The sequence below is a fragment of the Ensifer sp. R1-3 genome, from assembly GCF_056739175.1.
On sequence record NZ_CP096517.1, the window covers coordinates 736,356 to 763,121 of the forward strand.

Genomic DNA, 26,766 nt, shown 5'->3' on the forward strand with positions numbered 1-26,766 from the left:
GATGTTGGACCCCGTACGAGGGAGCCATGGGTGCTTGCAGCGTAGTCGTACCTGTCAGCTACGGCACGGCGCACCAGTCGCGGGTGTGGGCCATAGCTCACCTCACCTCCATTTTGCTCGGCCATCTTGCTCGGTTAAGGCGGGAGGTGTGTGCGACAAGTCACACTACGGGATGCTAGGGGTGGCCCTGCGGGGCGGGGGTCAAACCACTAAACAGGAGACTTCTCGATGAGCAGAACTGTCACGAATGCCCTAGGCGAGCCGCTGTCCTATGGCGGTAGTTCTACGGCATGGTTTTCCGCCAGTGGGTCCGGACCGCTGCTCTACGGAACGGCCGGCAACGATTCGATGTGGGCTGACAGTTCCGTCGATGTCACTATGATTGGGGACTCAGGCGACGACATCTACTATCTTTATTCGGGGGTCAACCGAGCCTCTGAGGCGCCCAGTGCGGGCGTCGATACCATCAACACCTGGATGAGCTACTCCCTGCCGGAGAATTTCGAGAACCTGACGGTCACCGGCGTCGAAGGGTTTGGCTTCGGCAATAGTGCCAGCAACATCATCAGCGGCGGCTCTGGCAGCCAGACGATCAACGGTGGCGCTGGCAACGACGTCCTCACCGGGGCGGGTGGTGCAGACACCTTCGCTTTCAAAAGGGGCAACGGTAGCGACCTGATCAGCGACTTCGGCTCCGACGATGTGGTGAGGCTCGAAGGTTATGGTTTTACGTCGTTCGACCACATTCTTGCCAACGTTGCCCAGGAAGGCTTGGATCTCAAGCTCAGTCTCGCCGATGGCGAGTATCTCGTCTTTGCAAATACGAGCGCCGATCAGCTGCATGCGAACCAGTTCAGCCTGGCGCTGGACCGATCCGTTCTGACGCAGACCTTCTCCGATGACTTCAACACTCTGCAGCTCAGCGATGGTACCAGCGGTGTCTGGGACCCGAAGTACTGGTGGGCACCCGAGAAGGGGGCAACCCTCACCGGTAATGACGAGCTGCAATGGTACGTCAATCCGACCTATCAGCCGACCGCCTCGGCCAATCCATTTTCCGTGACGGACGGCGTTCTCACGATCACCGCCAAGCCGGCTTCACAGGCGATCCAAGCCGAAACCAACGGGTATGATTATACCTCCGGCATGCTGACGACCTACTCGTCATTTGCTCAGACTTACGGCTATTTCGAGATGCGCGCCGACATGCCGGATGATCAGGGGGCGTGGCCAGCATTTTGGCTGCTGCCGGGCGACGGCACCTGGCCCCCGGAACTGGATGTGGTCGAGATGCACGGCCAGGATCCGAATACCGTCATCGCCACCGTGCATTCCAATGAGACCGGTTCTCAGACCAGCATCGCAAGCGCAGCCAGGGTCACCGATACAAGTGGCTTTCACAAATATGGTGTGCTTTGGACGGAAGAGGAGATCGTCTGGTACTTCGACGATGCCGCGATCGCACGCGCCGACACGCCCTCGGACATGCACGATCCGATGTACATGCTTGTCAATCTTGCGATTGGCGGGATGGCAGGCCCGCCAACCGACGGGCTCATGGGCGGCGCTGAAATGAAGGTCGACTATGTCAAGGCCTATTCGCTCGACGCCGACTGGCACATCTGAGTTAGGAAAGCAGACCTGAACCAGGAAAGAGGTTTCCAGCGGCCGGCAGCCCCAAGGCCCTGCCGGTCAGAATGGATCGACTGAACCCGCTTTCGCTAACCATTCTTTACACCGTGCATGCGTTCTCTTTGATGAAGGACCAGCTCCTCATCAAGCATCGACGTGCCGCGAAGACGTCGGTGCAATCAGAATCTTTCGCAAGGGCAAACGCTCACTTGGGGCGTTTTCACCCGGCAGACCGGTTGGGCTCGTTGACAGTTTCATGGGGCAAGAAGGGAAACGGGACGAAGTGCCCCCGATCGAGATCTCCGGGAAATCGCCAAACTTGTTCCCTTAGGAACTGCGGGGATTTCCAGTAACTGTCATAAATGAGCGCCTAGAACCGAAATCTGCAGAAACAGCTCGTGCACGAAAGGGAAAGCGCACATGACATGAATGGGTTCCTAGTTCATCAATACGGTCATCGACGCTATCCGCGTGTGCTTAATTCGAGCGCAGGAGGGCATGATTATGGGGCCGGTAACTCTTGTACTGACGGTATGCCTTTTGTCAGCACCCGAAAAGTGCCGTGAGGAGCGCCTGGAGCTCGAGATCCAAGATTCGCTGACGCAATGTATGTTCCGTTCCGTTATGTATGTCAGCAACTGGTCTGGACAGCATCCAGGCCTAAGCGTCAGAAAATGGCGTTGTGAGGTACCGGTTGCCAGCCGAGATGCCTGAATGCTCCGCCCCAAGGCGTTCATCGCACTGGCGCAGCGACGAGCTTTCAATCCAGGCCTGGATTTCCGATGTCAGTGGGCCAGATGACTTCCGTCAACGTCGCTACCGCATGCAGCGCGGTCGGGCAAACTCATCGAGATATCGTGATGAACGATCCAAGCGTCAGGACCCTTATAGTTGGTTGTCGATCGTGATTGAACCTCGGTTCGACGCATCTCTTTGAGGAACTGGGCGCCGACTGCCATCGACAAGTCGTCCCTGATCGTCGCCGGAGGCAGCATGTTACCGGTCAACGATGACGTATTCGATTCGGCCTTAAGGCCGTCGTTGACCAACTCTCCCTACTGTGAGAGTTGGGCCTCGATTGCCGACTTGTCGATGATCGACCATACCGAAACGATCTTCGATCCTACGAACTCGTAAAAAACGTTCTCCGTAAAGGACACTCGTTGTCCATTGACGCTCAGGCCCAAGAACTCGCCTTTAGGTGAGCAATTGAATGAGAGGCGGGCGGCAAGGCGCGGCGGCTCGCATACAAGCAGTTGAATATTGAACTGCAAATTTGGAATGTCTTCGAAGTCCTTCACCAGCATTTCCCGGTAGCCCGATATCCTTAGCAGCCGACCGTTATGCTGGATTTCGTTGTCAACGAAGTGGCCAAGCTCGTCCCAGGCTTGCCGATTGAGACAATCCAAGTAGGCACGATATATGTCAGCGAGTTGTCTGATCAAAACTGTCTCCTTACGTTGAAAGGCCAACTCACAGAATTGGATCGGCGGCACACGGCCGGAAAACGCTACGTTCGTACCGCCCGACGCCAAACGAGTCGTGACGTGCCATGGTCACTGGGCAAGATTCATTCATGAAGAAACGCCGAGCATTCCGCCGGTTGCTCAAGGCCGGCCTGATCCATATCCAGTTTGAAACCATTCATCCTTTCTTGGACGGCAATGGCCGCCTCGGCCGGCTTCTGATCACCCTCTCTCTTTGCGCGACAGGCGTGCTTCGACAACCTCTGCTCTACCGCATCGCCGCCGCCGACCTTGGATCGAAACCGCTCCTTCGTCATGCCGATCCGATAATTTTGGCCCGTGCAGCGGCGTCCATAACCGGAGCGGAACTACGTTAGACGCCGCGTATTTATGGCGTCGCGTGGCCTTCTTTAAAAGGCATGTCGCGTCCTCCGCTCCGCTCGCACCGATCATCCCGCTGCAGCACAAAGCAGCTCGGCTGACTAGTCGGATGACCTGATCGCGCCATTGAAACCGGCTGTCTCACGAAGCAGCCGTTGGGCAGATTGCAGATCCGTTGTAGCGAAACCCTCCGTAAACTTGCCGCAGAGTGGCGCAAGCAGGCGATGAGCGTCGCCGAACCGGTTCTGCCCGATCCATAGTCGGGTTAGGCTTATCGCTGCGCGCAACTCCCACAAGTCAGCGCCTTGCCCTCGCGCCAGCGAGACCGCGTGCTGGAGCCGTGCTTCCGCCTCGGCACGATCAAACGCGGGCAGCTGCAGCATCAGCTCGCCCGTCAGCCGATGCAACTCCGCCTCGAACCACCGCTCGCCCGTTTCGCGCGCTTGCTGCAGCGCGTCGGCCAGCAAATCCAAGGCTCGCTTTGCTCCTTCGGTCTGGGTCTCGACGCGCGCGAGCAAGCTCAAAAAGTATGGAACCAGGAATCTCGCTCCAGTCATCTGCCATGACGCTAAGCCTTCTTGCACCTTCGTGCTGGCCGCCGGTAACTCACCCGTCTGTCCTAACGTCCAACCTTGCACAATTTTACCGGCACCGAGGAAATGCGGAGAACCCTGCGCTCTTGCGAGCGTGATTAGTGAATCTGCCCGGTCTCGGGCTTCTCGCCAGTCACCGCGAAGCTGCGACAGGATGCAGCCGTAGAGCAGGGCGAAACCAAGCGTGTTGCTGTGAGAAAGTTCCCTTGCGTCCGCCAATGCCTCGTTACTTCTCGCCTGGGCCTGCTCGGGATACCCAAGAGCGAAGAGGGTCAAGGAGAGGACCGACAGCCCCGCCACCCGAGGGTCCTGGGCGAACAGGAACGCGAGGGCGCGGTGTTGCTGCGGGTCATAGAGTGCGAGCGACCGTTCCAGATATTCACGGGCACTAGCGATCTCGCCGCGAAGAAACGCACCGGTTCCAGCGATGCGGTTGCCGACGGTTTCACCGGACACCTCCCGTTCTTCCTGCGCGCGCCGGAGCAGTTCCTCTCCCGCCTTCCTCCCCGCCTCCAGCTCAGCGCGCACGACGTGGAAGACCCAGTCCCCATAAAGGACAGGGAAGAGCCTGCTTTTGTCCCCCAGCCGCTCGCATAATTTGCGTGCTCGCGCATTTGCCCGGCCGACCTCTGGCGCTGCCCAACCCTTGGCAGTCATGAGGGCGACACTGAGAGCGACTTGCAATTCGAGTTCCTTTCTCCATCGCGCAGCATCATCAGGCAGTCCTCCAAGCAGCTCCAGCCCTCTTGTCAAATGGGTAATCGCTTCGGTCGTTGCGGATCGCGCAATCTCTGCTTGCCCGGCTCTGAGCCAATAATTGACCGCGGGTTCTAGCCGTCCCGCCTCCGCATAGTGCTGGGCTAAAAGTTCCGGCTGCGTCTGCACCATTTCGGGGAAGCGTTGCTCGATCGCTGTGGCGATCGCCGCGTGCAACCTTTGTCGTTTCGTGCGCACAAGGGTGGCGTAGGCGGCGTCGCGTACGAGCGCGTGCTTGAAGCTATAGGTCAGTTGCGGGGGAGTCCCGTGGCGGAACACCAACCCCGACGCAATGAGGTCCTCCAGTGCTTCCTCTACCTCGCTCGTCTGCAACGGCGCGGCGGTCACGAGCAACTCATGCGAGAATTCTCGACCAATTGCGGCGGCCACCTGCGTTACCTCCCTGGCCGGCGCAAGTCGATCGAGCCGGGCCAATAACGACTCGTGAAGCGTAGCTGGAATAGAGATTGCCGACAGTGGCCTCGCGAGAGCGTAGTGATCGCCCTCGTCCTTAAGCAAGCTGGTCTCCAATATCGCGCGCGTTAGTTCCTCCACGAAGAGCGGAACGCCGTCTGTCTTTGCGACGATCTGATCGAGCACTTCGGTAGGCAGAACCCTGCGGCCGGTCAGCCGGTCAACCATCTCTGCGGCTTGCCGACGGCTCAAACGACCAAGCGTCAAGACGGTGACATGGGGATAGCGCGTCCACGGTGGGAGAAACTCGGTCCGGAATGTGATGAGCACCAGCACCGGCGAGTCTTGCACTCGGTTCACAACAAGATCCAGCAACTCAAGCGATGTAGGATCAGCCCAATGCACGTCTTCGTATACTACCAGAACGGGCTGACGTGCCGCGAGCCCGATGAGCTGATCGACGAGTACCTCCAGCATTCGCTTCTTCTGCCGGTGCGGGCTCAACTCCAACGGCTGATAGCGATCGTCCGCTGGCACCGACAGCAACGCCGCGAGCAGCGGAGCCGCGTCCGCGACCTCTTCGGTCGATTGCGTGAGCAGCGCTTCGAGCTTGCTCAATTTCACTTCGGGGGGATCCTCCGCGGCGAAACCAGCTGCCCGCTCCAGAAGGCGGATAACCGGATAGAGCGGGCTGGTCTGATGATATGGCGAGCAGTAGTGACTTACTGTCGTATGCGGCTCGCCTTCCAGACGCCGGCGCAGGGCACGAACAAGACGCGACTTGCCGATGCCGGGCTCGCCCGCTAACAGCACAACGCGGCCTTTTCCCTTTTTGACTGCCTCCCAGCGCTTCAGCAGGAGGACTATGTCGTGCTCGCGACCGACGAGCGGGGTCAGGCTCGCCCCGTGCAACGCCTCGAAGCGACTTTCCGCAGAGCTTTCACCGAGCACTCGCCACGCAGGTATCGAAGCAGCAAATCCCTTCAACGGGTGGAAGCCGAGTTCGGCGAGATCGAACAGACCGCCTATCAGGTGCCGGGTAGCGGATGCTACCACCACAGCTCCCGGCTCGGCGACACTTTGTAGTCGTGCCGCTAAATTGGGTGTTTCGCCGATTACCGTCTCCTCACGCGCTGCACCTTCGCCAATCAGTTCGCCGACAACAACCAAGCCGGTCGCGATGCCGACGCGAGCTTCCAGCGTCTCCCCATGCGGTGGTTGCAGCTTCCGCACTGCTTCGATGGCCGCGAGCCCCGCTCGCACCGCTCGCTCGGCCTCATCCTCGTGAGCGCGCGGATAGCCAAAGTAAGCGAGCACGCCATCGCCCATGTACTTGGCAACGTGTCCTTCGAATCGCGCGATCGCACTCGCCACCGCACGCTGATAGCCCCGCAGCAGTTCGCCCATCTCCTCTGGATCGAGTCGTGAGGAAAGCCTGGTCGATTCGACAAGGTCGACGAACATCACCGTGAGCTGACGACGCTCCGCCTCCGGGACGATTACAGGTGTCGCGCCAAACCCAGCTGCGCCGCTGGGTTGTTCAGCGACCTCACGCAGTGCGGCGATGGCGGCAAGCAGTTTACGACGGTGCCCTACTGAAGCGACGCCAAGCCCAATCAGGTCCTCGGCCGTAAGATGCCTGAGTACTTCAGGATCGATGTCGTTTTGGCGGAACGTGCCTTCGTACTGTCCCAGCCCTTGATCGCGCAGCCAGGCACCGATGTCCATGGCTCCTTCTCCGTTTACTCGGAGTGCAAGGTTCTTCAGCATACTCCAGAAGTCTCTAATCCGCACGCCCCCAAGCAAAGAGGACCGCATGGCGTCGTTCGAAGGCGTTCACCTGCTCATTGCGGCTGCTTCACAGCTTCACGGGGGCAAGCGGCTTGCGCGCCGGACCGTGGATTACCGACCCGTCCGATGCAAAGATGGAGCCGTGGCAGGGGCAATCCCAAGTGCCATCGGCGTTGTTCCAGGTCACCGTGCAGCCCTTGTGCGTGCAGGTTGCGGAAACGGCGTGGAGCGACCCTTCAACATCCCGACACACCGCGATCTTCTCGTCACCCCTGAGGATCACTCCGCCCTCGCCCCGCGGGATGTCGTCGGCACGTCCGACAATCGACTGGCTTTCGCCGTTCTGATGATAGTCCTTGGGGTAGGTCCGGGTCGGGTTGTAGAGCCTCTGCCATGGACTGGACCGGCCTTGGATCCTGTCCGCGATCATCATGCCAGCTGCGGTCCCATTGCTGATGCCCCAGGCATTGAAACCAGTGGCGATATGGAAACCCGGAGCGTTGTCGGGATCGGGTTCGCCGACATAAGGCACTCGATCCGCCGTGTCGTAGTCCTCATTGCACCAACGCCAGGCAACATCGCCGACGCGCAGGTTCTTTCGCGCCCACTCTTCCAGGTCGACGAATCGTGCCGCGACGTTCCCATCCTGACCGGTGTTAAACTTGGGGCCTAGCACGACAAGCAGCGGACCTCTGTCATCCCGGCCGGTTCGAAACGAGTGCGTGGGATCATCAATGCCGATGAACATACCATCGATGACGAGCGGATCATCAACGCGGAAGGCCATTGCGGTATGACACCGCGGCTGCGTTCGGTTTGCCATCCCTACCGGGCTCTTGACGGTCATGTTCGTCGCAACAACCACGTTTTCCGCGTGAACTGTCCCGTGAGCGGTAACGACGCGCCACCGGCTCGCCTCGCCTATCAGTATCGCGCGGCTGTGTTCGAAGATGCGACCGCCTCGGTCCGCCACGGTATGCGCCAAACCGACAAGGTATTTGGACGGATTGAATTGCGCTTGATCGGCAAAACAAAGCGCGCCGACCGTCTCGAAGGGAAGCGGTGCGCGGTCGAGTACCTCCGCCTGCAGCCCGACTTGCCGCGCAGCCTCTGCCTCGGCCTTGATCGCTCCGCGTCCTTTCGAGCTCGTGGCGTACGTGTATGCATCCTTGCGTTCCAGGTCGCAGGCGATCCCATATTCCCGGATCCAGTCCTTGATCAATTCGGCTCCTGCCGAATTCGCCTCGGCATAGTTGCGCGCCGTTGGCACACCGTAAGTGTCGACCAGATGGCGGTAGATCAGCGCGTGCTGGGTGGTGATCTTTGCTGTCGAGCGGCCGGTCACCTGTTGGCCAATCTCAAGCGCTTCGACAAGGATCACTGAACGTCCCGCCTCGAGGAGACGCAGCGCTGTGGTGAGCCCGACTATCCCGCCACCGACGACCACGTTTTCGGCATGTATCGAACTGTCGAGTTGCGGATAGCCCGTTCGGTCGGCGGTGGCCACCCAGCAGCTTCCGCGATTTCCCGGCAAGTTGACCATCCAGACGACGTCCTGCGATTGCATGTGATTTCGATAACCACAGCCGTTCGCGAATGTTCCGGACCGAACTCTACAGCCGGGCGCAGCCCTCCAAACGCAATCCCTTAAAATCAACTATCATAAATTGCCGAGCACGTTCGAGGCGCGTCGTTGTGAGCACGGCGACACCACATGGGCATCTACACCGGTATCATCTTGCCGAAGCTCTGTGATCTTTCGATGCGCCATGACCGACCGCGACCCTATCGAGAGCAACTGATCGGCGTGGCGGAGGACGAGTCGTTGAGGCCGAAATCGGTTCGGGCCTTAACTTGCCCTTTTTACCGGCCGGCTAGGAAGTTCTCCCACTCGAACGGCCCCAAAGCGTCTAGCGATGGCGCGTCGCGTGCCGGATCCGGGAATGCCCGTCAGCTTCATCGAGGGGACGGCAGTATCCATCTTCCTCGACGATCAGAGCGTCGGCACAGTCGTGACCACCTGCACCTTGCGTACAATCCCAGGCGGTTGCGGCGATTGCAGAAATGCGGCGCGTACTCAAACCTGCCGGCAAGCTGCTGTTCGTCGAACATGGATTGGCACCCGATGCCGGTGTGGCGCTGGTGGCAGGACCGGCTCACATCGATCTGGGGTCGCATTGGGTGGAGACAGGTTACATGGCGGGCCGGAAGCCGATGATGTTCAGGTATGAGGGCCAGCGCACGCACGAGGTGACGACGTTCAATAGGGCGGGTTGAGCGGTGCACAACTACCATAGTGCGGTGCGACGCGACCCTTTGATTACAGATCGAGAACATCCTGCGGTATGCTGCGGAGGCCCGCGTGAACATCGCCTGAAACAACGCCTCCAAGTACCCGGCGGCTGGAAATCTCCGAGAAAGCCCCTCCACCATATTGAACTTGTCATGACTTCCGTAGCAGGGAGCAAACCTCTTGCTCGCGAACCACCTGAGGCGCATGATTTCGCTGACGGCAAACTGTACGGGGACGCTTGCTAGAGGTCAGTTCGAAGAGGTCGAGCCGTGTTGCAGTCTCACGATCATACAGATGCGGTTCTGCCTGCCGGCGTCAATTTGTTGGATGAAGTTCGCCCTGGCATGGCTCGCAGTCTTAGGAGCAAGGCTGCGTTTGAGGGTTAACCTTGAAAAGGCTGGCCTTGCTCGTGTCGAAACGGCTTGTCTCCCCAGTTTTACAATAATCGTTTGAGGTCGAAAGAAGCCCGGACCATTGCGATCCGGGCTCAATCAATGTTCAAACTGTATTCTCATGCAACATCAAGCATCGACACCGCAATACTTCTTCCCCCTCGCCAATACAGAAATTTCTAAGGGCAATTCAGGAAAGATGTGCCGCTGCACAAAGGATATTACCCGGTAGTCTTGCAGAAGCAATAAGAAATTAGGGGCCCGATGATTCATCATACTTTATATACTCTGGCCTGGTAGAGCCCTGTCGCAGCCGCACAAGTGTCGTTACTACAAGGTCGGCGCTGCTGCTGCCACCGATGAGATCATATCAGCCTGGGCGCAAGCCTATGGCAATCCTGCGGGCATTCCGGCCGGGATGGAGAGTGCACTCTAGAGCGGCAGGGTGGTGTGACCGGTTGGCGCCAATTCATTGTCCGTGAAGAAACAGCCGCAATGTCAGAGGCCGGCGATCCGGTCGTAGCTAACGCAGAAAGCCTCACAGTTTGATGAGGCCGAAATTTTGACTCGGCCGGCGAAGATCATGCGAAGTGTGCGGCGTTGATCCGGATCGTTCAACGCGCAAGTCCTGTCAACAGTGGGACACCGGCGTATTTCGAATGTCCGGGGAGGAACCTATGCGAGAGCCCTAGCGACCGCTCACCACAAGCTGTTCGCCGATCGCGCCGCCGCTGCTATTCGCTGAAACGGTAACAATGCCACCAGAATAACTGTCTTCTCTGCCAACTCGCCAGTGCCGCGTCAGGCCTGGCAGCACATAACCGACAAACCCTTCTCGGCGGGCAATGACTGCACTGCCCTGCGCCAGCGTCACATCGGACAGTCTCAGCCTGCTCGCCCCCTTATTTTCGACCACGAGCATAAGCCAGCCATCGGAGCGCGTTAGACTCAATTCAATCTCCGGCCCAAGGACGTCCGGCGGACGGAAAAGGACTGGCAGAACGTGTCGGGCTGAAAGGCTTTCGGCCTCGGGCGTGTTCCGTGTTGGATCAGCCTCATCGATCACCACTCGGTAGCCCTCCTCAGAGCGTAGCGGTTCCTTGCTGACGCGGACCACACGGACGGCGCGGTTGCCGTTCGGCGACAGCTGCGCTGATATCGGGCTTGCGATCACGTCGCCAGTCGGCTCCAGTTTCTCTACCCCGCCTTTTTGGCTCCAACGGAAGACCCGCACCTTTATGCTAATCGGCCGGTCCATCTGGTTTCTGAGGTGGAAAACCGCTGCTCGATCCGGTGCAACACGCTCGATGGAGGATGGCGAAATCATGAGCGAAGTGGCATTGGCGGTGAGGGTGTACAGTAGGAGCAAAGCAACTGCGCCGGTGCTCTTCAGTATGGAAGTCATGGCGATCTCCTGTCCATTGGTCAGCATGGCTTCTGTGCGAGACCCACACACCCGAGAAATTGTCATACAACGACGCTCGACGCCAGCATCCTATATTTGTGGCGAAAGGTATCGAGACATCCACGTGGTAGTCCACTATTTCTAGGTTCGTGCAGCACTTGGCCTCTGAATGAAATCCGACCGGATCGGGAGAAATGCCCCACACGCCACTTATCGCTACCCTTGTTGCCGGCCTTGGGCTTGCCTTCATTCTCGGCACGCTGGCGAACCGACTTCGCCTGTCGCCGCTAGTCGGTTATCTCTTGGCAGGTGTGTTGATTGGTCCGTTCACGCCCGGCTTTGTTGCAGACCAAGCGTTGGCGCGCCAACTCGCCGAGCTCGGTGTAATCCTGTTGATGTTTGGCATAGGCTTACATTTCTCCTTGCACGATCTACTTTCGGTACGGACGATCGCGGTTCCCGGGGCCTTCGGTCAAATGGCTCTGGTGACATCGCTTGGATTCATCGTCACGCAGGCGATCGGATGGCCGATCGGAGCTGGCCTCGTGTTTGGATTGGCCCTGTCAGTGGCGAGCACGGTTGTGGTTCTCCGAGCTTTGCAGGAGAAGCGACAACTGGAAACCGATGGAGGGCGTATTGCCGTCGGATGGCTCGTCGTCGAGGACGTCGCCATGATCCTCGCGCTCGTATTGTTGCCAGCCTTCGCCGATGTCCTCGGCGGTACTGCGAACCGGGCGGAACGAGAAAACAGCGGAATGCTAACATTTTTTGAGCCGCATACGATTTCGGGTGCGCTCGGACTTACGTTGGCCAAGCTCGCCACCTTCTTTGCGCTCATGGCAATCGTCGGCCGGCGTGTCATTCCCGCGATTCTTCACTACGTAGCTCATACGGGCTCGCGAGAACTTTTCCGTCTAGCCGTGCTCGCGATTGCCCTCGGAGTGGCTTTCGGGGCCGCGGAACTCTTCGGGGTCTCATTCGCTCTCGGCGCCTTTTTTGCGGGAATGATTCTCGCCGAATCGCAGTTGAGCCAAAGGGCCGCTCAGGAGACGCTTCCGTTGCGCGACGCATTTGCCGTGCTCTTCTTTGTCTCCGTAGGCATGTTGTTCAACCCCATGATTTTGGTTGAGCAACCGCTGCTCGTCGCTGCAACATTCCTGATCATCGTAATTGGTAATGCTGCAGCCGCATCCGCCATCGCCGTCATGTTCGGCTATTCTTTGCCCATAGCCGTGACACTCGGCCTGAGCCTGGCACAAATAGGCGAGTTCTCCTTTATCCTTGCGGGGTTAGGTGTTGAACTTAATCTCCTTCCAGAGACGGGACGTGACCTGGTACTTGCCGGAGCGATCCTTTCGATCCTCATCAATCCGCTTTTATTTGCCGGATTGGATCGGCTGATGCCACGGCTCGAAAATCGGGCGCCAGTCAGGACGGAAGAAGAAGGCCGGATCGACATCACACCCAAACTGACAACTACCAGCCTTACTGACCATGCAATCCTTGTCGGCTATGGACGCGTGGGACGCTTGGTCGCCGAGACATTGCAGAACGCAGGGCAGCCATACCTGATCGTCGAGGAACGGCAAGTGGTTGCTGATCAACTACGCGCCGGCGGCGTTGACGTCATTTCAGGGAACGCCGCTCAGCCAGGGCTACTCGAGGCCGCCAACGTTAACTCGGCTAAGTGGTTGATCAGCGCTATTCCGAATCCATTCGAGAGTGGCAATTTCATCGAACACGCCCGCGCCACCAATCCGAAGTTAGAGATTATCGCTCGCGCCCATTCCGATGCCGAGGTCGAGTACTTAAAGAGATTGGGCGCAAATCTGATCATAATGGGCGAGAAGGAGATTGCTCGGAGCATCTCGGAACATATCTTGAGCAATATCAATGCACCTGACATCACCACCCCTAGCGATAGCGAATCCCGCCTCACGTCCGAGTAGCCTTGTAGGACCTTCAGTTATTCCCGCGCCTTGGACAGGCTTGTCTCCCCGAGGCGGTCGTTCTGAGAAGTCAGTTCTGACCAATGGCGATGACCACCAGACGGCGGACGGCGTTCTACTCCTAACTGCTGCCGATTGTAGGCGCATCGCACCGGCCGCGGGCCGACGTCGCCAAAATGGAGCATCGGCTCCGCTGATATTGCAGCAATTGGTTGTAGGTGTTGGTGGTTCCGACGGCGCCGTTGCCGATCCCGCGTGCATAAGAGCCTCCAGCATGTTCAAGCTTCCATTAACCTGGAGGACAGGAATTCGATGAAACGCTGGGTCTTGGCCGGAATGAGGCGTGTTTCGGTGACGGCGAAAATGCTGACCGCCGAGCCCTGCCACTCGGGCAGAATGCGTCGGAGACGGCCGAATGCCACGTCCTCAGCAACGATCTTCTCGGGGAGCAGGGCGATACCCTGGTGGTTGACGGCCAGGGCACGGATCATCCCGACGCTGTTGAGCGTGAAGCGGCCGCGAACGGCGACATCGACCTTGTTTATCCCCTGGTGCAAACTCCAGATCGGGCTTCGCAGCATGCCGATGCATTCATGTTCAGCCAGTTCCGCCGGTGTGGCGGGCTCGCCGGACGCCTCGATGTAGCCAGGAGAAGCATAGAGGTGGCGCGAATGCCGCCCGATCAGGCGAGTGATCAGACCGGAATCTTCGAGTTTGCCTATGCGGATCGCCACATCGAATGGCTCGGCGACCAGATCGACCCGGCGCGGGGTCAGATCAAATTCGAACGTGATGCCGGGATAGTGCAGTGCGAACTCGCCGATGATCGGCGTAAGGTAAAAGGTAGCGAGATCGACCGGGAGCGAAACCCGGAGGACACCGCTGGGCTGGTTAAGCATCGTGCCGAGCTGTTCGTGCGCGAGCCGAGCCTCGTCGACGATCCGCTTGCTTCGTTCATAATAGAGCTGACCGGCCTCGGTGAGCTCTACCTTGCGTGTCGTGCGGTGAAGGAGCCTCAAACCGATCGCCTTCTCCAATTCGCTGACACGTCGCGACAGGGTGGAGTTTGGCATTCCGAGAGCCTCCGCAGCCTTCCGAAAGCTTCTGGCTCTGGCGACCTCCACGAATAGTGCCATGTCGTTCAAATGTCTCATGTGACTGCGCCATAGATGGAAAACTGATTTCAACTTTGCCGGATTTATCCTTAAATTGGAATAGTGGACAAGGGCTCTAGCAAATGGAGATCCCGATGAATCCCATGTTCACCTCTGTCCGCGTCGGCCGCTACATGCTTCCCAACCGGTTGGTCATGGCACCCATGACCCGCAGCCGCGCCGCCTTCGATGGTACGCCAGGAGAGCTGGCTACCGAATATTATGTCCAGCGCGCCCGCCTCGGCCTGATCGTCACTGAAGGCACCCAGCCCTCGGATGACGGCCAGGGCTATCTCACCACACCGGGCATCTACACGCCTGCTCACATCGCCGGCTGGCGGAAGATCACGTCCGCTGTGCACGACAAAGGCGGCCACATCTTCATTCAGCTGATGCACGCCGGGCGTATGTCGCATCCCGACAACACGCCGCATCATCGCCAGGGTGTCGCACCGTCCGCGATCGCGCCGGGAGCGGGCATGTTCACCGCGACAGGGATGCAGGACATTCCCACGCCGCGCGCGCTGACGACCGAAGAAGTGCGCCGGACCGTCGCCGAATTCAGCCACGCGGCCCGCTCGGCGATCGAGGCCGGCGCCGACGGTATCGAGATTCACGGCGCAAACGCCTACCTCGTCCAGCAATTCTTCGCGCCGAGTGCCAACACGCGCACGGACGAATATGGCGGTTCCATCGAGAACCGCGCCCGCTTCGCCATTGAGGTGGCCACGGCGATCGCCGAGGAGGTCGGTGCGGACAGAACCGCAATCCGACTGTCCCCCGGCACGGCGTTGTGGGGGATCGACGAAGGCGCCGAGGGGCCGGACCTCTACCGCTATCTCGTCGCCGAACTCGACAAGCTCGGGCTCGCCTATGTGCACATCTTGCACCAGAGTAACGAGCCGTTGCTTGCCGATATCCGCAAGCTCTGGCGCCAGCCGCTGATCCTCAACCGGCCGGGTCGTCCGCGCGGCCAGATCGGCGCAGACGTGGCCTCCGGACTGGCCGATCTCGAAGCCTTTGGTCAGATGGTTCTCGCCAATCCGGACTTCGTCGCGCGACTGAAGGCTGATGCGGCGATGAACGAGTCAGATCCCAAAACCTTCTACGGTGGGGCTGCAAAGGGTTACATCGATTACCCTGTCCTGAGCGCCCGAACCAATACCAGTTCATGACCGGAGATTTTAAATTGACCCAATCACCGCATCCCTCGGATAACGAGGTGCTTGCCGACACCGCAAATTCAAGCGCCGCGGCGAAAAAGAAAGTTCTGGTCGTCGGCGCAACAGGCTTCCTCGGAACCAAAATTCTCCGCAACCTGGCGCATGATGCGAGCGTTGCCGTCGTTGCGATGTCGCGTAAGGGCGCCCCCTCAAATGAGAGCGCCGACGTCGAATGGGTGCGCGGCGACATGATGGATCCAGGGTCGTTGGATCGTGCTTTGCAGGGTGTGGACGTCGTCGTCACCTCGGCTAACAGTTACATGAAGGGAAGCCTCGACACGGATTTCCAGGGCAACAGGAATCTAATCGAGGCGGCAGCAAGAGCCAACGTTGGCCGATTTGTCTTTCTCAGCATCGTTAGCTGCGAGGCCGCGTCAGCAGTCCCGCATTTCCACGCCAAGAAAGTGGCCGAGGATCTGATCCAGGCCTCCGGGGTGCCGTACGTATTTCTCCGCGCGCCCACATTTCTCGATCAGAGTACGGACTTTATTGCGAAGGGTGCCCAAACAGGCCGGTTCCTGGCGATGGGCGATAAGACTACGAGATGGTCCTATGTTCTCACAGATGATCTGGCGTCATATCTCGCCAAAGCCGCGACGTTTCCTGGCAGTGAGATCAACAACCAAACGATCGATGTCGGCTCGCGCGATGGCCCCAAGAGCCAGCAAGAGATTGCCGATCTCGTCTCCGAAATTGCGAAGAAATCTCTTAAGGTCCGGGTTGTGCCCTGGCTGGTTCTCCGCTTGCTCGTACACCCGGTAAAGCCGTTTTCCGAGCTTGGCTACGATCTGATCCAGATGTTGCTGTTCTTCAAGAAGGGCGTCTATGTTTCGAACATTTCGAAGCAAGAGCACTTCTTCGGACCCGCCCCTACATCCCGAGATGCGATCACGCGATGGGCGAAAAGCCAGCAACTAATTTCGTGATGCATAGTGTGCCGGCAGTTCAAGAGTAGCGGAATGGGCACCTGCCTTTCGGCCGAATTAGAAAATCATAGAGGAAGGACCTCTGGTGAGTGATCCGACAGCGCTTAAAAGGCCAGAGCAGGTAATTCCAGTGCGACGACTTTAAGTCCTCAAGCCAAAGCCAATTTGGCGCAGGGCCCCTTGGTCAGCCGCCTCGGGCAGACGCGGGTAGAGCCGCAGGAGCTTTCGGAACTTGCGGATCCATGGTCGACATGACTCGGCCGCTTGCACCCGGGTTCCGAGGCTCCCTGGCTACCATTGCGTTGCCGAGCGGCGCAGAACTCCACCGAGCCATCCAAGGGCCGAGATTGCGTCGCCAGCGAGAGTATGGGGTTCGGGCGATACGCGCTGCTGTCAGCACCAACCAGTCTTACCTTCATCAAGCTCGAAGCAAAAAGCTCCAACCCTGGAATAAGCTCCTCGTCAAGTTGACGTCACCGGATGCGCCCGAGCGGGCTTCCGCCATAGCCCACTTGCGGAATGCAACGACAGACACGAACAATTCGCTATAGCGAGCTTTCGGCGTCGCAGTCCGCTCGCCCGAGCACCTGGAGAAGCCAGACGAGACCGGCATCCATCAGCGCCGCCTTTGGCGTAACCGCCTGGATAGAGCTGATGGCAAGATCGAACGGCAGCCTTGCGGTGGCAACGGCGAAGCGCTCCGCAGGCATCTCGATGAAGCGTTTCGGCAGTACGGAGACCAGTTCTGTTTTCACGATGAGATCAAGCGCCAGCATGAAATTCGGCACCGCTAGCGCGACCCGGCGGGAAAGGTTGCGGCTCTCGAGCAGTTGATCAACGAGACCCCGGGGATCGCCTCTGGGGGCGACGAGCAGGTGCTGCATGCGGCAATAGTTTTCGAGCGTCGGGTTTTTGAGGAACGGATGGCCAATCCTAGCCGCCACCACGAATTCTTCCTCGTAGAGCCTTTGAGCGGCGAAGCGGGCCGGCAGCTCGTAAAAGGGCGCGACCGCGACATCGATCAACCGCCCATCGAGATCGGAAAGAGTCGACTCCATCTGCATGTGGCGCACGACGATATCGATGCCCGGCGCCTTGCGGGCGATTTCGTCAAGCAGCGGCGGCAGGAACACCGAGAAGCCATCCGCCGTACCGATGGTGAAGCGACGGCGGGTGTGTGCCGGATCGAAAGGCTCGGCGGTCGAAATGACGCTTCTCACCCGCGCTAGGATATCGGCGATCGGCGCCGCCAGCGCCCTGGCGCGCTCGGTTGGGACCACGCCCTTCGGCGTCTTGAGGAAGAGCGGGTCGTTGAGCAACCGCCGGAGGCGGCCAAGACCGTGGCTGACGGCGGAGGCGGAGAGGTTCAGCCGCGCCGCCGCGCGACCGACATTCCTCTCCTCCAGCACCATTTCGAAGAGCACCAGGAGATTGAGATCGGCACGTGACAGGTCGATTTCATTCAGCATAATGCTGAAATTATATCACTTTGTTCAGCATGAACAACTGCGTAGTTCTCTCTGCTACAGGCGAGGCCACGCGGTCCCCACTGAAAACGCTACGGAGGAAAGATATGAGCGATTTCACCTGGTACACCGGCGACCCGGGCGCAAAGCCCCGCGGCGGCGGATCCGGTCTTCAACAGGCGATTGCGCGAAGCACTTGCGGCGCCGGCTGAGGCGGCGGCAGTCATCGATTTCTGGCGCGAGGCCGGGCTGACGCGTTGGTTTGCCAAGGACGCCGAGTTCGACCGCGCCTTTCGCGATCGCTTCCTCACTGCCTACGAAACGGCGAGGCGCGGCGAGCTTTTTAAGTGGACCGCTTCCCCGGAAAAGACGCTGGCGCTGCTAATTCTCCTCGATCAATTCCCGCGCAATGCCTTTCGCGGCACGCGGCGTATGTACGACACCGACCCCCTGGCGCTTGGCGTTGCATGGGCCGCGGTCGACGCTGGTCACGATCTCAAAGGACCGCCCGATCTGCAGCTCTTTTTCTATCTCCCTTTCGGCCATTCTGAAAAGCTCGCCGATCAGGAGCGATCCGTCGAGCTCGCCGGACGCCTGGGAGAGCCGAGCCTGTCCAACGCAAAGCGCCACCACGACATCATTCACCGCTTCGGGCGATTCCCGCACCGCAACGTCATTCTTGGGCGGATGATGACGGAGAAGGAACAGCGGTTTTTGGACGCGGGCGGGTTTGCAGGATAAGGACGTGCTTGCAGGCCTCGACCCAGACGCCGACGGAGTTAGCCGTTCTGAACCGCGACGTGCGTTATCTCCGCAAAGCGACTTGTTCCCAAATCGGCGGGTGGGAGGCGCCCGCCTGATTTGCAGGTGCATGTCGCCGCCTACGCTGTGGGCACCGTCCCCCCATCAATCGTGTATTCGGCACCGGTGATCGAAGCGGCGCGATCCGAGGCGAGGAATGCGATCAGGTTTGCGACCTCTTCCGGTTTTGCCGGACGACCCAGCGGAATGCCGCCCAGTCCGTCCATGATGATCTTTTTGCCGCCTTCAAGGTCCGTTCCGGCCTGCTTCGCCAGGCGCTCGGCGAGGCGAACCGAGGCTTCCGTTTCGATCCAGCCCGGCGACACCCGGACGACCCGGACACCCTTGGGCGAAACTTCCTTCGACATCGCCTTGCTATAGGTCGAAAGCGCGGCCTTTGCTGCGGCATAGGCTGTCGTCGATTCCGGAAGCGGCAGTACTCTCTGGATGGATGTGACATGCACGACGACGCCGCTTCCTCGGGCAACCATGTCCGGAACCAGTTGCCGGTCCAATCGAACAGCCGCGAAGAGGTTGAGCGACAGCTCCTTGTACCAGTCATCATCCGATAGCGCCGAAAAGCCGCCCCCGGCGGCTGACGAGCCACCCAGCATATGGACGATGACGTCGACTCCGCCGAGGCGTTGACGCGTGGCCTCGGCGACGATTGCACATCCTTCCTTAGTGGTCAGGTCCGCTTCGACGAACAGCTCTTCCGGGAGGCCTTCTGGACGCGCCCGCGCTGTCGTCAGCACCTGCGCGCCGAGTTCCAGAAACAGACTGACGGTCGCAGCGCCGGCACCCTTGGTTCCAGCCGTAATGAGGGCTCGTTTGCCTCTGAGGTTGAGAAATTCGATCATCACTGGATCTCCAGCCTGGCGATCCTGCCATCTTTGATGGTGAAGGAGTAGGTGAGGGTCACCGGGCTGCCGGGAAATTGGCCGCTCACCTTGGCTCGTACGAGTGCTTTGTCGCCGTCGACCGTAGATTTCAAAGGTTCAGCAACGTACGAAGCCGCCTTCTTCGCAGCCACCCACCATCTGAGGATTGCGACGACGCCTTGATGGCGAGCGCCTTCGTCTTCGACGACGGCGTCGGGCGCAAAGGTTTCCGACAGCGCATCCGTGTCGTTGCAGCTGTCGGCGTCGAAGTACATGTTCACAATATCGGGCAGATCCATTGTGTTTCTCCTCATGAACCGACCCACAAATTAGCCCTCGACCATTGCATGAATAAGTGGGACAAACTGGCATGCGGCATTGAACAGATCGGGACAATGGAACAAGCCAACCTGAAGGAACTTGAAGCAGTTATCGCTATTGCCCGGCGCGGGACATTTCGCGCCGCGGCCATCGATCTCGGCATGTCCACGACCGCGCTGAGCCACACAATAAGCAGGCTTGAGGCAGGGCTGGGCGTGCGATTGTTCAACCGCACTACGCGCAGCGTATCGCTGACAGATGCAGGCAGACTCTTTGTGCAGCAGGTCGCGCCTTCACTCCAGGATCTCTATGCCGCTCTGGATTCAGTGCGCTCGCAACGCGAAACACCTTCCGGAACAATACGGATCAACGCGGCGCCCTTCGCGGCGCGCGCTATCATCTCACCACTCGTGCTTCAGTTTCTGCGCCGCTATCCCGACATGAATGTCGATATCGTCACTGAAGGAAAGATGGTCGATATCGTCAAGGACGGGTTCGATTTGGGCGTCAGGGTTGCAGGTCTCGTTCCCAGCGACATGATCGCCTTGTCGCTCGGCCGGCCTCAGCGACACGCCGTTGTTGGTTCTCCTAAGTACTTCGAGCAACATGGCAAGCCCATCGTTCCTCCGGATCTTCTCAATCACAGGTGCATTCGCGTTCGGCTGCCTGATGGCTCCCTGTTTCGATGGCGGTTTGAAAAAGACGGCGAACCGTTGCAAATCGATGTGCGGGGGCCAATCACACTCGATGAGGCCAGCATCGTGAGGACTGCGGTGCTTGAAAGTACCGGCGTGGGCTACACCATGGAACAGGAAGTTCTCCCGGACATCAAGGCGGGGCGTCTTGTCCGTGTCCTCGAAGACTGGACGCCGCCGTATCCCGGGCTTTGCTTGTACTATCCTGGGCGCCGAAATCTATCGGCCGGAATCAGAGCGTTCTTGGAACTAGCGCGTGAGTTCTCGCGACGCGCGGCTGAGTGACTCGCTCACAAAGCGCGCCTTTAGACCAATGGCCTCGCTGTTGAGTAGATTCGAACCTGCGACCAATAGTTGGCGCACAGATTTGAGAATGTGATTTCGATAATTTCAAGCCGTCCGGCGATGAACAGATTGGCTCAATGACTCTGTCTTTCTTCGGTATCAGCCTTAGATGCCCGACCTCTTGCTCACATGATGCGTGATGATTGATGCGCGATGAGGCAGACATGAGAACGACCCTTTCGGTCGAAGACGATGTCCGGATCGCCGCGAGGCAATGGCAACCCAGCAACAGCGGAGTATCGGCGAGGTCATTTTCCGAGCTGGCAAGAGCGTTCACGGAGCCGGCCGCGCGCCTGCGGCGAGCGTGAAAAAATTCCTCTCCTGTCGCGTCGTCGGACGCACCCCCGTGACGCTCGAGATCGTCAGCGCCTTGCGTGACGAACCGCCGTGACTTTCTGCTCGACGTCAATGTTCTGCCCTGACCGATCCGAGCCATATACGCTATGATAACGCGCACGAATGGTTCGCGGCGGTAGATCAGACCGCGTGGGCCACCTGCCCCCATAACCGAAAATGGCGTCATCCGGATCGTCGGCAAATTGCGGTCGCTCCCCGGTCATAGTTGTTGGCCGGAAGATGTGAGCGTTGTCAGGTCAGGCGATGTCGCTCCCACGAAATCTCTAACGTCCGGGCAGGTAACTGACACCCATCTGCGTACGTTTGCGAAGGAGTGTCGGTCAGCTGGCGACATTCGATCGCAAGCTGTCAGCAGCGCCGGTCACCTGATCACCGCAAACAGGTCCTGAGGCCCCGTCGATATATGATGCGATCTTTTCAACACAGGACGGGAACAGTCCCGCTCTTCGCCCAATACCGCCGAAAACTCCCACCGTCCGCCCCGGTCCGCCGAAGTAAACTGCGACCCAGAGCTCTGACACCGCGCAGCTGAATCGGTGGCTCAAATGTAGACCTTCTCGCCGGTCTAGACCGGCCCTTGCCCACCTGGAGCAGCTCACGCTGCGCCGCCGCATCCCGCATGTCCTTCCCAGGATGCTTTCCAGATTATACGGCCGATATTCGCAGACGACTACAGGATGCTTCCGAATAGGGACGCATAGACAATCACTGCAATCGCCAGAGTAAACGCAAGTGCTACGAACAGCCGCGAGAAATCATAGGTATAAAAGCGGGCGGGAATGAAGCTTTTCATTGCGGTCTCCTGATTCCGTCTGATTGAGATCTCCAAAGCGCGGCGGCAGCCGTGCTTCAGGATAGTGATCGACTGCAACTCGTGCTGACCTTGCCGAGGACGTCCGCTGGAACTTGGATGTCCGCCATAATGACTGCTACGAGTTCGTCGCGCTTCGCACGGTTGTCGTAGCCCTTGAGCGCCGCGAGGTCGGTGCTGCTGGCAGTAGCCATTCGCCCTGCCGCAGTTGAGCAGATTCCCGAAAGCGCATCCACTCTGGCCGTCTCTGCCGCTAGGGTGCTGGCGTTGGTCGTGGTAATCCATCCGGCATTGAAACCGATGATCGGCGCGGCGATAAGCCCAACGACTAAACCAATCGCATAGGGCTTTGTCCGTTCAAGAATTTGATCGAGTGTCATGATTTCATTCCCTCTAATCAGGTTGATTATCGGGATCGTTGCGGGCCCGCGCTCAGACCAGGAGCCAATGGCAATCCAGATTTTTTACAGTGCGCTTAAAAACCATTAAAGTAAACAAATACTGCCGACCATCGACGAAATATATTTGTTAATTGGTGGCTGCATGTTTCTTTAACAAAATTCAAATTCGCGGCGCCTCAACATGCCGCTTCCTCATAACGCAAAGACTTTTCCGATATAACACAACATTTTTCTAAATACCGGTATATTCATTCCTCAACTTTTACAGATCGATTTCCATACTTTGGGTGACTTTTGGTATTGATGAATATGGCGTAAATGCTTGAGAAACTAGAGCGCAACAAATAGAAGCCCGACGACGACCCTAATCCGGTCCAGTACGGCACGATATCTCGCTTGGCGGCTCTTCGTTAGTTTCAGCAATTTGGTACGCCTCCCCGCGGTCTACCCATTCCGAAATTGGATTGCGGCGAGCCATGCGATCGGCCGCAAGGAATGGTGCCGGCCGGCTTACTCCTCAAGCTACCAGCCAAGCCAGGGCGAATAGTGCAACGATAGCCGAGAACCATGACTCCTCCTGCGAGGTTGGGCGAGTAGATACGCCCCAGGTCCACTGTCGGCCCTATAGTGATGGCGGCCGGGTCTTCGTAAAGTACGAATTACTAAAGTGATTGGACCAGAGCGATCCAGGGGGCTATACCCGGTGACCCATCAGAAGTTTATCTATTGAAGACGCTCAAGCATGTGATTAGTTTTTAGAGAGGAGCCCGCCCCGGCGGGCTCCTCTTGCTGGTCCATACCAAAGTACCCTTTAAGGGTGGTCGGAGAGGTCCTTGAGGACATCGACTAAACCGTTTCCGATTGCCAAAATTGTGGACGTTCAGCTGGCCGAAGGGCGCAATGGCACGGCTGCCGCCTGCGAGAGCGGTTGTTTCATGATGTGTTTCCGTGAAGGTGTTAAACAGCCGCCAAGGTGGCGATGATCACCTCAACATTGGGATGCGTGGCAGGCGCTCAATCCCGTAGGGCGGTCTTTCCCTCAGGCTAGTGGTCGCCGGGGAAACTACGGATCGACGGGCAGCGGTGTTGCAAACGCCCCGCCGCCACCAGCTCTGCCTTTAAGGCATGGTGGTCGTCGGGAGCCGTGCTCGTGTCGCCGACGAAATCGAGATCATCGTGCAAGTGGTCGCCGTGCTCATGGGAATGACTGTCCGCCGCAACCATCGTGGTCTGAGCCGAATGCTGTATCGGAGTGTGCATGGCAGGTGCGCAGTACACGTAGAAGAGCATGGCGATCCCGCCGCGAAGGCGGCGGATAGGGTCAGCAACATCAAGGAAGGATAGAAGCCGAACGGCTGCAGGCAAGGGTTGGGACGTCGCGCACGGTGAAGACTCCGGGGGCGGCTACCGGTGCTGCTTGACGCGAGCCACTGTGCGAGAGTTCGGCGAACGTGCTGGCCGGCCATATCGCCGGTCTCTGTACTGTGCGACCCTTTTTGGGGGGTCGACAAATACTACGAGCAAAAACTGGGCAGCCATCAGCAGATAAGCCGGAATACCTGTTTCTGCGTTCACAAGAAACGAGATCCATATTGCGATTGCGATGTAGACGCCGATCGAGAAGGGGCTTGTTGCCATGCGCCAAACGAACGTGGCTGCTCGATCTCTCCATCGTTTGCTAGCTGACATAGTGGGAAGCTCCGAAAGATCTGTTGAGTGGATGAATCGCCGCCGTGTCCTCGGGCAGTGAGTATGTGCTTCGGCAGTGAGCTCCCGCAATGGGTGTAGGACCTTTGCCTTTTCATCATCGGACCATGGTCCTATAAGCGTGTCACCTCGAGCGGCGAAACCGGAACCTCGATCCAGCTGACCTGGGCGGCGATGGCGTGATCGCCGGGGGGTGCGGCGAGGCTATCGCTCGACCGCTCGCTCGTGACACCTGTTGCGGCAGCACAATGATCAGCCGGAGCCTCGATCTGAACCCAATCTGATCCAGAAATCGGCGAACACGCAATTTCCCCGCTGTAGACATAGACGCGAACTCACAAGCGTTCGCGTCTTCGCCTCGACGAAGATCGAACTGAAGCTCAACGCGTCCGCCGTAGCATCGGCACGAGCGTCGGGGACGAACCGAACTGGATCGCGCCGAGCGGTTCGAAGCCGTAGCGTCGGTAAAACGGAATGTTGCGCGGGTTCGAGGACTCCAAATAGGCTGGCGCGTGATCGCGATCGCACCGCGCGAGTGCGTACGCCATCAAAGCGTCGCCGTGACCTTTGCCTTGATGCGCCGGGTCGACGCCGATCAGGGGCAGGTACCAATGTGGCTCGGTCGGGTGGTACGCGGCCATCTGCTCGAATATGGCCGCGGTTTCGGGGGCAAGCGAGCGCGCAACCGTGCTCTCGAGCACCGCACCAAGCCCTTCCTCGTCGGAATGCACTCCGGGCGATAGCCACAGCGCCGTCCCGGCGTAGTCGTCAGTGCAAAAGGCGCTTCCGTTAGAGAATGCGCTGCTCCCGAACGCCCGGATCATTCGCGGCATGGCCGCAAGGTACTGGTGTGCATTCGGCCAGGTCCATCGCGCCATAGGATCCGCTGCAAACGCCAGCATTACCGTTTCGACCGCCAGACCTTCCTCGGCCGCGGCCATAACTTTCACTATTGGCGATTTCATACTGCCCTCCCGGCGTAGGTGGTCCGACGAGGCGCCCGGGCCCGTTCTCAGCTACGCATCCTAACCCGGACGGCTTGGGAGCGATAGCGGTTGCTGCCGGCTCGGCGGTTCCGGCTTCGCTTCGGTCCACTCTGGCCTTGGGACATAGGCCAATCAAAGATATCGCCTCAGATGCAACTGACTTCGACCCGCTTGGGAGTGAGCGTCTTTAGGTGCGGGTAACCATTACAGATCAGAACAAATGGCGGTAGCCGACAAGTGTGTTTGAATATCTGTTTCCAGAAGCCGAGAGAAGTCGTTGGAATGCCTGTTCAAGGTCGCTACAGACGGCCGCTTCTCATCGATGTCATCCCTAAGCTGCCGTCCGCGCTCGACCCCTCCTTGTCCTCGCGGAGGGACATACGAACTCGATTTGAGCTGCAGCGATCATTGCTCGCGCTGCGGGTTGTCCTAAAGTTCCACATGACTCCTTCTCATCGGCTTCCCATCGGCAATCACCGCCGCCGTCGTCGGAGTGATCATCAACCTAGCAGTCTGGTTCGGCCTGCACACGCTGTTTTCGAAGGTTGTTACATGGAGGCTCGGGTGGTTCGCACTCGACGTCCCCGATCCATCCTCACTGGTGTTGCCAACGCTCGTGCTGACAGCGGCAGCCGCGGTCGCAATCTTCCGGTATCAAGCTTCGATCATCGGTACCCTGCTTGCCTATGCCGTCGCCGGGCTTGTTTAGGCGGTCGGGCAAACGCCTTGATTTAGGTCGATCCCATCCCAGCGATCCGAATCCTGGCAATGCTTCCGGTACGGGCACGCGGAAGGGAATTGGATGAATGACGCAGGCGGCAGTTTTTGTGACAGTTCCGGCGCGGTGGTGCGGCCACCGATCGCCTGGCCGTTGCGGTCCTGGCTGGGCTCGTGCTGGATCCTCTCTATCCGCTGCCCTTCCTGTCGGCGGCCATGCCGGCCGGCTGGGTGGGCGCTATTGTGTTCCTCGCCGGCCTGGGACTACTCGTCTGGGCCGCGGCGACCTTTCGCCGAGCGGGCACGCGAATCGAGACCGTCCAACCTACGACGACGATCGTTCGACAAGGGTCCTTACCGCTACAGCCGTAACCCGATCTATGTCGGCATGTTTCTCGGCTTGATCGGCCTCTCCGTCAGCTTCGATAGCCTGTGACTCCTTATCACGCTGGTACCGTTCTACTTCGCCATGCGCAACGGCGTGGTCGCCCGCGAGGAAGTCTACCTCGAGCGCATGTTCGGCGACGTCTATCGTGCCTACAAGACCCGCGTCCGACGGTGGCTGTAGGGCAGAGAGCGTTCCTCCCTGCTGGCTTCGCTTGCACTCGCAGCCGCTGGATAACTCCTTCTGGCAGCAAAGGGGCGTCCACCGTTCGCGTCGGACTTCTTGTTCTACCCATTTTGCACAATCGATGATCCCCCGTTGCGAATGTGGCTTTCGGAGTCGACTGCGCATCCTCGCCTTGAAAGGATTCGAAGGGCAGACGCTGCCATTAGGCGGGCGCGCGATCCTGGCGCAAGCGGCGCTTTCCGACGACGCGCGCTGCAAGACAACGTGAGGCGAAGTCCATCCCGCAACCGGGGCAGCCCGGCCCGCCGAACGAAACAGAGGCTCCCAAACGG

22 protein-coding genes and 3 pseudogenes are annotated in these 26,766 nt (G+C 59.0%); 13 read left to right on the forward strand and 12 right to left on the reverse strand.

The genetic code is table 11. From position 1 onward, the window contains the following. Window positions 1-228 precede the first annotated feature (228 nt). Entirely contained in the window at window positions 229-1,626 is a 1,398-nt protein-coding gene (gene eglC / locus M1D43_RS28510) for an endo-1,3-1,4-beta-glycanase EglC (RefSeq protein WP_010967830.1), read from the forward strand. A gap of 510 nt (window positions 1,627-2,136) precedes the next feature. Beyond that, entirely contained in the window at window positions 2,137-2,346 is a 210-nt protein-coding gene (locus M1D43_RS28515; RefSeq protein ID WP_013845569.1) for a hypothetical protein, read from the forward strand. 341 nt (window positions 2,347-2,687) lie between these two features. On the opposite strand, the gene M1D43_RS28520 is transcribed toward M1D43_RS28515, so the two are convergent. Then, window positions 2,688-3,167, reverse strand: a complete 480-nt coding sequence (locus M1D43_RS28520; RefSeq protein ID WP_164822812.1) for an ester cyclase — start codon at window positions 3,165-3,167, stop codon at window positions 2,688-2,690. Here M1D43_RS28520 and M1D43_RS28525 point away from each other — a divergent pair. After that, a pseudogene (locus tag M1D43_RS28525) lies at window positions 3,106-3,370 on the forward strand (Fic family protein); the annotation flags it as partial. The gene M1D43_RS28520 and the pseudogene M1D43_RS28525 overlap by 62 nt on opposite strands. Window positions 3,371-3,580: 210 nt before the next feature. Here the strand turns inward: M1D43_RS28525 and M1D43_RS28530 are convergent. Continuing rightward, a complete protein-coding gene (locus M1D43_RS28530) occupies window positions 3,581-6,970 on the reverse strand; it encodes an AAA family ATPase (protein WP_318853489.1) in 3,390 nt (1,129 codons plus the stop codon). A 130-nt stretch (window positions 6,971-7,100) separates the two neighbouring features. Further along, complete coding sequence (locus M1D43_RS28535; RefSeq protein ID WP_318853512.1) at window positions 7,101-8,600, reverse strand: FAD-dependent oxidoreductase; 1,500 nt, start codon at window positions 8,598-8,600, stop codon at window positions 7,101-7,103. A gap of 497 nt (window positions 8,601-9,097) precedes the next feature. On the opposite strand from M1D43_RS28535, the gene M1D43_RS28540 reads away from it, so the two are divergent. Then, window positions 9,098-9,310 (forward strand): hypothetical protein, encoded by a 213-nt coding sequence (locus M1D43_RS28540; protein WP_434153452.1) that lies wholly within the window; start codon window positions 9,098-9,100, stop codon window positions 9,308-9,310. A gap of 757 nt (window positions 9,311-10,067) precedes the next feature. After that, window positions 10,068-10,204: pseudogene (locus M1D43_RS28545) on the forward strand (nitric oxide dioxygenase); the annotation flags it as partial. Window positions 10,205-10,406: 202 nt separating this feature from the next. Here the strand turns inward: M1D43_RS28545 and M1D43_RS28550 are convergent. After that, a complete protein-coding gene (locus M1D43_RS28550; RefSeq protein WP_318856889.1) occupies window positions 10,407-11,123 on the reverse strand; it encodes a fimbrial biogenesis chaperone in 717 nt (238 codons plus the stop codon). Window positions 11,124-11,317: 194 nt separating this feature from the next. Here M1D43_RS28550 and M1D43_RS28555 point away from each other — a divergent pair, with 194 nt between their 5' ends. After that, the gene (locus M1D43_RS28555) at window positions 11,318-13,072 is read left to right on the forward strand and encodes a cation:proton antiporter domain-containing protein (RefSeq protein WP_127540855.1); all 1,755 of its coding nucleotides are present in this window, start codon (window positions 11,318-11,320) and stop codon (window positions 13,070-13,072) included. Window positions 13,073-13,350: 278 nt separating this feature from the next. On the opposite strand, the gene M1D43_RS28560 is transcribed toward M1D43_RS28555, so the two are convergent. After that, entirely contained in the window at window positions 13,351-14,226 is an 876-nt protein-coding gene (locus tag M1D43_RS28560) for a LysR family transcriptional regulator (protein WP_318853488.1), read from the reverse strand. A gap of 83 nt (window positions 14,227-14,309) precedes the next feature. Between M1D43_RS28560 and M1D43_RS28565 the strand changes: the two genes are divergently transcribed. Both M1D43_RS28565 and M1D43_RS28570 read left to right on the forward strand, forming a co-directional pair. Beyond that, the gene (locus M1D43_RS28565) at window positions 14,310-15,401 is read left to right on the forward strand and encodes an alkene reductase (RefSeq protein WP_080991249.1); all 1,092 of its coding nucleotides are present in this window, start codon (window positions 14,310-14,312) and stop codon (window positions 15,399-15,401) included. Further along, the gene (locus M1D43_RS28570; RefSeq protein WP_318853487.1) at window positions 15,398-16,375 is read left to right on the forward strand and encodes an NmrA family NAD(P)-binding protein; all 978 of its coding nucleotides are present in this window, start codon (window positions 15,398-15,400) and stop codon (window positions 16,373-16,375) included. Before M1D43_RS28565 ends, M1D43_RS28570 begins: the two co-directional genes overlap by 4 nt. A gap of 545 nt (window positions 16,376-16,920) precedes the next feature. Here the strand turns inward: M1D43_RS28570 and M1D43_RS28575 are convergent. Further along, the gene (locus M1D43_RS28575; RefSeq protein ID WP_498814571.1) at window positions 16,921-17,844 is read right to left on the reverse strand and encodes a LysR family transcriptional regulator; all 924 of its coding nucleotides are present in this window, start codon (window positions 17,842-17,844) and stop codon (window positions 16,921-16,923) included. A 111-nt stretch (window positions 17,845-17,955) separates the two neighbouring features. Here M1D43_RS28575 and M1D43_RS28580 point away from each other — a divergent pair, with 111 nt between their 5' ends. Next, window positions 17,956-18,582, forward strand: coding sequence for a DUF924 family protein (locus M1D43_RS28580; RefSeq protein ID WP_434153453.1), 627 nt, complete (start codon window positions 17,956-17,958; stop codon window positions 18,580-18,582). 140 nt (window positions 18,583-18,722) lie between these two features. On the opposite strand, the gene M1D43_RS28585 is transcribed toward M1D43_RS28580, so the two are convergent. Next, complete coding sequence (locus M1D43_RS28585; RefSeq protein ID WP_013845578.1) at window positions 18,723-19,502, reverse strand: SDR family oxidoreductase; 780 nt, start codon at window positions 19,500-19,502, stop codon at window positions 18,723-18,725. Further along, the gene (locus M1D43_RS28590) at window positions 19,502-19,822 is read right to left on the reverse strand and encodes a nuclear transport factor 2 family protein (RefSeq protein WP_015242142.1); all 321 of its coding nucleotides are present in this window, start codon (window positions 19,820-19,822) and stop codon (window positions 19,502-19,504) included. Before M1D43_RS28590 ends, M1D43_RS28585 begins: the two co-directional genes overlap by 1 nt. A gap of 48 nt (window positions 19,823-19,870) precedes the next feature. On the opposite strand from M1D43_RS28590, the gene M1D43_RS28595 reads away from it, so the two are divergent. The 3 genes and pseudogenes from M1D43_RS28595 to M1D43_RS28605 all read left to right on the forward strand — a co-directional run bounded on the left by M1D43_RS28595 (window position 19,871) and on the right by M1D43_RS28605 (window position 21,610). Then, window positions 19,871-20,824 (forward strand): LysR family transcriptional regulator, encoded by a 954-nt coding sequence (locus M1D43_RS28595; protein WP_127669544.1) that lies wholly within the window; start codon window positions 19,871-19,873, stop codon window positions 20,822-20,824. Between the two features lie 274 nt (window positions 20,825-21,098). Further along, window positions 21,099-21,275, forward strand: a complete 177-nt coding sequence (locus tag M1D43_RS28600; RefSeq protein WP_196315486.1) for a CopG family transcriptional regulator — start codon at window positions 21,099-21,101, stop codon at window positions 21,273-21,275. Beyond that, window positions 21,259-21,610: pseudogene (locus M1D43_RS28605) on the forward strand (PIN domain-containing protein). Before M1D43_RS28600 ends, M1D43_RS28605 begins: the two are co-directional and overlap by 17 nt. 301 nt (window positions 21,611-21,911) lie before the next feature. Here the strand turns inward: M1D43_RS28605 and M1D43_RS28610 are convergent. The 4 genes from M1D43_RS28610 to M1D43_RS28625 form a co-directional block, all read right to left on the reverse strand. After that, a complete protein-coding gene (locus M1D43_RS28610) occupies window positions 21,912-22,034 on the reverse strand; it encodes a hypothetical protein (protein WP_003528336.1) in 123 nt (40 codons plus the stop codon). Window positions 22,035-22,090: 56 nt separating this feature from the next. Further along, window positions 22,091-22,432, reverse strand: a complete 342-nt coding sequence (locus tag M1D43_RS28615) for a hypothetical protein (RefSeq protein ID WP_013845580.1) — start codon at window positions 22,430-22,432, stop codon at window positions 22,091-22,093. A gap of 1,065 nt (window positions 22,433-23,497) precedes the next feature. Continuing rightward, window positions 23,498-23,743, reverse strand: coding sequence for a hypothetical protein (locus M1D43_RS28620; protein WP_015242139.1), 246 nt, complete (start codon window positions 23,741-23,743; stop codon window positions 23,498-23,500). Window positions 23,744-24,540: 797 nt separating this feature from the next. Beyond that, window positions 24,541-25,125 (reverse strand): GNAT family N-acetyltransferase, encoded by a 585-nt coding sequence (locus M1D43_RS28625; protein WP_318853485.1) that lies wholly within the window; start codon window positions 25,123-25,125, stop codon window positions 24,541-24,543. A gap of 514 nt (window positions 25,126-25,639) precedes the next feature. Here M1D43_RS28625 and M1D43_RS28630 point away from each other — a divergent pair. Then, window positions 25,640-25,855 (forward strand): hypothetical protein, encoded by a 216-nt coding sequence (locus M1D43_RS28630; protein WP_041169771.1) that lies wholly within the window; start codon window positions 25,640-25,642, stop codon window positions 25,853-25,855. Window positions 25,856-26,766 lie beyond the last annotated feature (911 nt).